The organism is Streptomyces sp. NPDC025784, assembly GCF_055558435.1.
This window is the reverse complement of sequence record NZ_JBVHMN010000037.1, coordinates 23,936-31,107: the sequence shown is the minus strand read 5'-3', so window position 1 is coordinate 31,107 and position 7,172 is coordinate 23,936. Positions and strand designations below refer to the sequence as shown.

Sequence of the window (7,172 nt, the reverse complement as noted above, 5' to 3'; positions counted from 1 at the left end):
CGCCGCAAGGCACCCGTCGAATCCCTGATGCCCCTGCGCCTCGCCCGCTACGGCGTCCCCCTCGCCGAGACCGCACCCTCCGGCCTCGCCGCCGCGGGCATCGAGCCCGCGCTCCTTCCCCCGGCGCCGAAGCAGCCGGAGCTGGAGACGGCCGTCCCCGCCGCGGACGGCCGCGCCGCCGGGCAGGCGGCCGTCCCGCAGGCCGCGTCGCCCCAGGACCAGCAGCGCCCCGCTCCGGACGACGGCCGGCCCGCGCCCGCCGAGCAGCCGGAGTACGGGCAGCAGCCGCAGCCGGGCGGCAACCCCTGGTTCGCCCAGCCCGGGCAGAACATCGTCTACGAGGGCGGCTACGACCCTGCCTACGAGCCGCCGTACGACCCCACGTACGCCGCCGAGCAGGAAGGGTGGCAGTGGCACGACGAGCAGCAGCACCCGATGTACGAGCCCGGCCCGGAGGAGACCGGCAGCTTCCCGATCCCCGCGGGCGCCGGCGGCCGTACCCGGCAGCTGGGCGAGGGCGGCGGCGCCCCGGAGCAGGAGCAGCTGCCGATCCCCTCGCCGCGTGAGGAGCAGTCCGCGCCGTCGGACGAGAAGGCCCAGGAGGAGGCGTACTACCAGGTGTTCCGTCAGTCGATCGACGGCAGCTTCCCCACGCCGCGCGTCCTCGGCGACAACATCGAGGCCACCTACGGCACGACGCTCAGCCCCAGCGCGCTGAAGAACCTCACGGACCGCTTCCAGAACCGCTTCAACGCGGAGCTGGAGGAGGACCACATCGCCTGAGAGATGTCCGCGGCCCCCGGGGCCCGGGCGGACGTGAACGGACGAAGGGGGCTCCCGGTGATCACCGGGAGCCCCCTTCGCCGTACCGTCCGGGGTGTTACGCGCCGAGCAGCTTGCGCACGCGCTCCTGCCCGACCGCGAGCAGCAGCGTGGGCAGGCGCGGGCCCGTGTCGCGCCCGACGAGCAGGTGGTAGAGCAGCGCGAAGAAGGTGCGCTGGGCGACCTTGATCTCCGGCGGGAGCTCCTTGGCGGTCGCGTCGGCGCTGTAGCCGGCCTGGACCTTGGGGACGCCGTAGACGAGGTGGGTCAGGCCGTCCAGGGACCAGTTCTCCTCCAGGCCCTCCAGCAGCAGGCGCAGCGAGGCGCGGCCCTGCTCGTCGAGGGACCCCAGCAGGTCGGCGTCCGGCTCGTCGCGGACGACGGTGCGCTCCTCGGCGGGGACCTGGGTGTTGATCCAGGTCTCGGCCTTGCCGAGCCGGGGCCGGACCTCGTCGAGCGAGCCGAGCGGGTTCTGCGGGTCGAGCTCGCTGAGGATGCGCAGGGTCTGGTCCTCGGCACCGGCGGTGATGTCGGCGACGGAGGCGAGCGTGCGGTACGGCATCGGACGGGGCGTCCTCGGCAGCTCCCCGGCGGCCGTGCCCACCGCGCGCGCGTACGCGGCGGCGTCGGCCGGGAGGACCGAGCCGTCGGCGACCTTGCCGGCGAGCTTGTCCCACTCGTCGTACAGCCGCTGGATCTCCTGGTCGAAGGCGATCTTGAACGACTGGTTGGGGCGACGGCGGGCGTACAGCCAGCGCAGCAACTGCGGTTCCATGATCTGGAGCGCGTCCGCGGCCGTGGGCACGCCGCCCTTGCTGCTGGACATCTTCGCCATGCCGGAGATGCCGACGAAGGCGTACATCGGGCCGATGGGCTGCTTGCCGCCGAAGATCCCGACGATCTGCCCGCCGACCTGGAACGACGAGCCGGGCGAGGAGTGGTCGACACCGCTCGGCTCGAAGATCACGCCCTCGTGCGCCCAGCGCATCGGCCAGTCGACCTTCCAGACCAGCTTGCCGCGGTCGAACTCGCTCAGCCGGACGGTCTCGGAGAAACCGCAGGCGGAGCAGGTGTAGGTCAGCTCGGTCGTCTCGTCGTCGTACGCCGTGACGGTGGTGAGGTCCTTCTCGCACCGGCCGCAGTACGGCTTGTACGGGAAGTAGCCCGAGGTGCCGCTGCCGTCGTCCTCGGCGGCGGCGCCGGAACCCTCGGCGGCCTCCAGCTCGGCCTCGTCGACCGGCTTCTGGCCCTGCTTCTTGGCGGGGGCCTTCTTGGTCCGGTACTGGTCGAGGATCGCGTCGATGTCGCCGCGGTGCTTCATCGCGAACAGCACCTGGTCGCGGTAGGCGCCCGAGGTGTACTGCTCCGTCTGGCTGATCCCGTCGTACTCGACACCCAGCTCGGCCAGCGCCTCGACCATGGCGGCCTTGAAGTGCTCGGCCCAGTTCGGGTACTCCGAGCCCACCGGGGCCGGGACGGACGTCAGCGGCTTGCCGATGTGCTCCGCCCAGGACTCGTCGATGCCGGGGACGCCGGCCGGGACCTTGCGGTAACGGTCGTAGTCGTCCCAGGACAGCAGGTGCCGCACGGTGTACCCGCGGCGGCGGATCTCGTCGGCGACGAGGTGCGGGGTCATGACCTCGCGCAGGTTGCCGAGGTGGATGGGGCCGGAGGGCGAGAGCCCGGACGCGACGACGACCGGTTTGCCCGGGGCCCGACGCTCCGACTCGGCGATGACCTCATCCGCGTAACGGGAGACCCAGTCGGTGGTCTCGGTGCTCTGAGCCACGATCGGCACGTCCTTCTTTCTCATACGCCAGTACGGCTGACGCGTCCATTCTCCCAGCTCGGACCCGAACCGCGAAAACGGCTTTTCACCGCATGGGATACTGGGTTTTCTGTACTGAGAAACTCCCGGAACCCGAGCAGAACGGCACTCACTCCATGGCCTCGGTCACGTCCCTCACCGCTTCCGTCCACCAGCGCCTCGCGGACGCCCTCTCGGCAGCACTGCCGGAGGCAGGTTCCGCGGACCCGCTGCTGCGACGAAGCGACCGGGCCGACTTCCAGGCCAACGGCATCCTGGCGCTCGCGAAGAAGGCAAAGGCGAACCCGCGGGAGCTGGCCACCCAGGTCGTCGCGCAGGTCGAGTCGGGTGACGTGATCCAGGACATCGAGGTCTCCGGCCCCGGCTTCCTGAACGTCACGATCACCGACCGGGCGATCACCGAGAACCTCGCCGCGCGGTACGAGGACGGAGCGCGCCTCGGCGTCCCCGTCGCCGACCACCCGGGCACCACGGTCATCGACTACGCCCAGCCGAACGTGGCGAAGGAGATGCACGTCGGCCACCTGCGGTCCGCGGTGATCGGCGACGCGGTCGTCCAGCTGCTGGAGTTCACCGGCGAGACGGTCGTCCGGCGCCACCACATCGGCGACTGGGGCACCCAGTTCGGCATGCTCATCCAGTACCTGATCGAGCACCCGCACGAGCTGGACCACAAGGGCGGCGCGGTCTCCGGCGAGGAGGCCATGTCGAACCTGAACCGGCTCTACAAGGCCGCCCGGACGGTCTTCGACTCCGACGAGGCGTTCAAGACGCGGGCGCGGCGCCGGGTGGTCGACCTCCAGGCGGGCGAGCCCGAGACGCTGGCCATGTGGCAGAAGTTCGTGGACGAGTCGAAGATCTACTTCTACTCGGTCTTCGACAAGCTGGACATGGAGATCAGCGACGCGGACGTGGTCGGCGAGTCCGGCTACAACGACATGCTGGACGAGACGTGCCGCCTCCTGGAGGAGTCGGGCGTGGCGGTCCGCTCGGACGGCGCGCTGTGCGTGTTCTTCGACGACGTGAAGGGCCCGGACGGCAACCCGGTCCCGCTGATCGTGCGGAAGTCCGACGGCGGGTACGGCTACGCGGCGACGGACCTCTCCGCGATCAGGGACCGCGTCTTCAACCTGAAGGCGACGTCGCTCATCTACGTCGTGGACGCCCGCCAGTCCCTGCACTTCAAGATGGTCTTCGAGACCGCGCGCAGGGCCGGCTGGCTGAACGACGACGTGAAGGCCCACCAGCTCGCCTTCGGCACGGTCCTCGGCAAGGACGGCAAGCCCTTCAAGACGCGTGAGGGCGAGACGGTCCGGCTGGTCGACCTGCTGGACGAGGCGGTCGAGCGGGCCTCCGCGGTCGTGCGGGAGAAGGCGCTTGACCTGTCCGAGGCGGAGATCACCGAGCGGGGTGCCCAGGTGGGCATCGGCGCGGTGAAGTACGCGGACCTGTCGACGTCGGCGAACCGGGACTACAAGTTCGACCTGGACCAGATGGTCTCGCTGAACGGCGACACGTCCGTCTACCTCCAGTACGCGTACGCCCGTATCCAGTCGATCCTGCGGAAGGCCGGCGAGGTCCGCCCGGCCGCGCACCCGGAGCTCGAACTGGCCGGGGCGGAGCGGGCGCTGGGCCTGCACATCGACGCCTTCGCGGAGGTCGTCGCCGAGGCGGCGACCGAGTACGCCCCGCACAAGCTGGCCGCGTACCTCTACCAGCTGGCGTCGCTGTACACGACCTTCTACGACAAGTGCCCGGTGCTGAAGGCCGAGACGCCGCAGCAGGTGGAGAACCGCCTCTTCCTGTGCGACGTGACGGCCCGCACGCTGCACCAGGGCATGTCCCTGCTGGGCATCCGGACGCCCGAGCGGCTCTGACACCGCGGGCGTCCGGGCCGCAACAGCCCGACGACGGCCCCGGCGGGACGGCAGCGACCGTCCCGCCGGGGCCGTCCGCCTGTCGGGCGGCGTAGTAGTGGATGGTGCCCCGCAGCGCGGCGGCAGCGCCCTCGCAGTGCTGGACGAAGGCCGTCGCGAACGCCTCGACGGCGCCGTCGTCCCCGCTGGGCACACCCGCTCCTCCGATGCAGCAACCGTCACCGGCATCCATCACGGCGCTGACGGTAATCGGCCAACACCTTTTCCGTTCAACGGCGTTGGCGCCCGCCCCCTCCCGCGGGGCGGACCGGTCGGCCCCGCGGGAGGGGGCGGGCGCGTTGTCAGTGGCGGACCCTAGAGTCACCGGCATGGCGACACTTCCGAACCCGCTGCCGCAGCTCGCGGCCGATCCGAGCGGCGCCTCGCTCGGGCTTGAACTCCCGCCCGGGACACTGGTCGACACGACCGACGAAGGACCTTGGCACGAGCCGCTGCTGTGGCACGCCGACGTCCCGGCACGGCCCGGCGGCTGGGCGGCGCTGGAGCCGGCCCGGCGGACGTCCGGCCTGCTCCCGGTGCTCCTGGACGTGGGCGGCGACCAGGGCGGCCCGGAGGGCTGGGAGTTGATGCCGGACGAGATGACGTATCCGGGGGACCACGACGCCGAGGAGGTGCTCGCGGAGTTCTGGGACGAGTACGCGGCGGACGCGCCGGACGCCGACGAGGACCACCCCGGCAAGGAGAAGGTCGTCGAGATATTCGGCGAACCCCACACGTTCGACGAGACGATCGCGCCGTACGGCCCGGTATGGCCGGGCCTCGCACCCGCCACCGGGCAGGGGGCCGACCCCGACGCCCGCGCCGCCGAGATCGCCGACGCCCTCGCGGACGGCGGCTCGCGGCTGAAGGACCCGCGTCTCGCGCTCGTACCGGCCCGGCGCAGCGCGGACGTCCCGGCGGCGATCGGCTGGACCGGCCCGGTGAACCACGAGAACGACGTGGCGCGACTGTGCGCCGTCCTGCGCTCGTGGGAGGACCGCTTCGGCATACGCGTCGTCGCGCTCACCTTCGACCAGCTGGTCCTGTCGGTGGCCGCCCCGCCGAGCACCCTGGCGGAGGCCGAGGCCGTCGCCGCCGAGCACTTCGCCTTCTGCCCGGACAACATCACGCAGGGCCCTCACGAGGTCCTGCGCGACTACGCGGCGCACGAGGTGCTCGGCCGGCAGGTCTGGTCCTTCTGGTGGGACTGAGCCACGCGTGAGGCCGACGGTCGCGCTCGGGTCGGCGGTCTAGCCGCGCAGCCCGGTCCCGAGCCGCCGCAGCCCCTCCGCGATCTCTTCCGGGGTCTGCGTGACGAAGCACAGCCGCAGCGTCGCCGGATCGGGTGCGGCGGCGTAGAAGGGGGCTCCGGGCACGTACGCCACATCCTGCTCCACCACGCGCGGGAGCAGGGCCGTGGTGTCGTACGACGCGGGCAGCCGCGCCCAGAGGAACATGCCGCCCTCGGGACGGGTCCAGGACGATCCGGCGGGCAGTGCCTCGGCGATGCCGGCGAGCATGGCGTCGCGCCGCTCCCGGTACACGGCGGCGACCCCGGCCACATGGGCGTCCAGGTCGCGGTCGGCCAAGTACCGTGCGGCGGCGAGCTGGTTGACGGTCGGGGTGTGCAGGTCGGCGGCCTGCTTGGCGACGGCGCACGCGCGGCGCAGGGCCGCGGGCGCCCGCAGCCAGCCCAGCCGCATCCCGGGCGCCATCACCTTGGAGAAGGAGCCCAGCAGCACGGTCCGGTCCGCCGCCCCGTCGTGCGAGGCGATCCACGGCACCCGCTCGCCCTCGAAGCGGAGTTCGCCGTACGGGTCGTCCTCGATGATCCACAGTCCGCGCCGGGCGGCCACCGCGGCGACGGCGGCCCGCCGCTCGCCGGGCAGTGTGCGTCCCGTGGGGTTCTGGAACGTGGGCACGGTGTAGAGCAGTTTGGGCCGCTCGCCGGCCGTCAGTGCGTCCAGTGCGTCCGGGTCGAGGCCGTGCTCGTCGCCCGGCACGGCCACGATCCGGGCCCCCGCGAAGGAGAACGCCTGGAGCGCCGCCAGATAGCAGGGACTCTCGACGAGCACGGTGTCGCCCGGCTCCAGCAGCGCGGTGGCGAGCAAGGACAACGCCTGCTGCGAACCGGTGGTGACGAGCACGTCGTCCGCGCCGGTCGGCAGCCCGCGGGCGCGGGTCCGCTCGGCCAGCGCGGCCCGCAGCGCGGGCTCGCCCTCGGTCGTCGAGTACTGCAACGCCCGCTCGGGGACCTGTGCGAGCACGTCGCGGTAGGCGGCGGCGATGCCCTCGGCGTCGAACAGCTCCGGCGCGGGCAGGCCGCCCGCGAAGTTGATGACCTCGGGGCGCGCGGTGACCGCGAGAATGTCGCGGACCGGCGAGCCGCCGATCGCGGTGGCCCGTGCGGCGAGCGCGGGCACGGGTGCACTGCCGCTCCTGGCGGGAACGTTCTCGACGACGGTCACGATGGGCTCCTTGTCCGCGACTCCACGACGGCACTTCGTCCCGCACCCTACGGAGATCCCTGCCGTCTACACCTTTCAATTCCGCGATCCGGACGGCCGGACGCCTCCCGGGCCGTGGATCTCGGCCCGGGACGGCCC

4 protein-coding genes and 1 pseudogene are annotated in these 7,172 nt (G+C 72.1%); 3 read left to right on the top strand and 2 right to left on the bottom strand.

Translation table 11 applies throughout. The annotated features are described in order from the left end of the window. A pseudogene (locus ACZ4IF_RS44095) lies at positions 1-783 on the top strand (DUF2637 domain-containing protein); the annotation flags it as partial. Positions 784-880: 97 nt separating this feature from the next. On the opposite strand, the gene lysS reads toward ACZ4IF_RS44095, so the two are convergent. Next, on the bottom strand, positions 881-2,620 hold the full coding sequence (gene lysS / locus ACZ4IF_RS44090; protein ID WP_345644298.1) for a lysine--tRNA ligase: 1,740 nt from the start codon (positions 2,618-2,620) through the stop codon (positions 881-883). Between the two features lie 146 nt (positions 2,621-2,766). On the opposite strand from lysS, the gene argS reads away from it, so the two are divergent. Together argS and ACZ4IF_RS44080 are read left to right on the top strand one after the other, a co-directional pair. Beyond that, positions 2,767-4,527, top strand: coding sequence for an arginine--tRNA ligase (gene argS / locus ACZ4IF_RS44085; RefSeq protein ID WP_467574809.1), 1,761 nt, complete (start codon positions 2,767-2,769; stop codon positions 4,525-4,527). Between the two features lie 368 nt (positions 4,528-4,895). Continuing rightward, positions 4,896-5,777: a DUF4253 domain-containing protein gene (locus ACZ4IF_RS44080; RefSeq protein WP_467574806.1), complete on the top strand. Its 882-nt coding sequence runs from the start codon at positions 4,896-4,898 to the stop codon at positions 5,775-5,777. 39 nt (positions 5,778-5,816) lie between these two features. On the opposite strand, the gene ACZ4IF_RS44075 is transcribed toward ACZ4IF_RS44080, so the two are convergent. Then, on the bottom strand, positions 5,817-7,034 hold the full coding sequence (locus ACZ4IF_RS44075; protein ID WP_467574803.1) for an aminotransferase-like domain-containing protein: 1,218 nt from the start codon (positions 7,032-7,034) through the stop codon (positions 5,817-5,819). Positions 7,035-7,172: the final 138 nt, after the last annotated feature.

Excerpts from the sequence above, each read along its gene's own strand:
- ACZ4IF_RS44080 (WP_467574806.1), top strand. The coding sequence starts at position 4,896 with ATGGCGACACTTCCGAACCCGCTGCCGCAGCTCGCGGCCGATCCGAGC.
- argS (WP_467574809.1), top strand. The coding sequence starts at position 2,767 with ATGGCCTCGGTCACGTCCCTCACCGCTTCCGTCCACCAGCGCCTCGCG.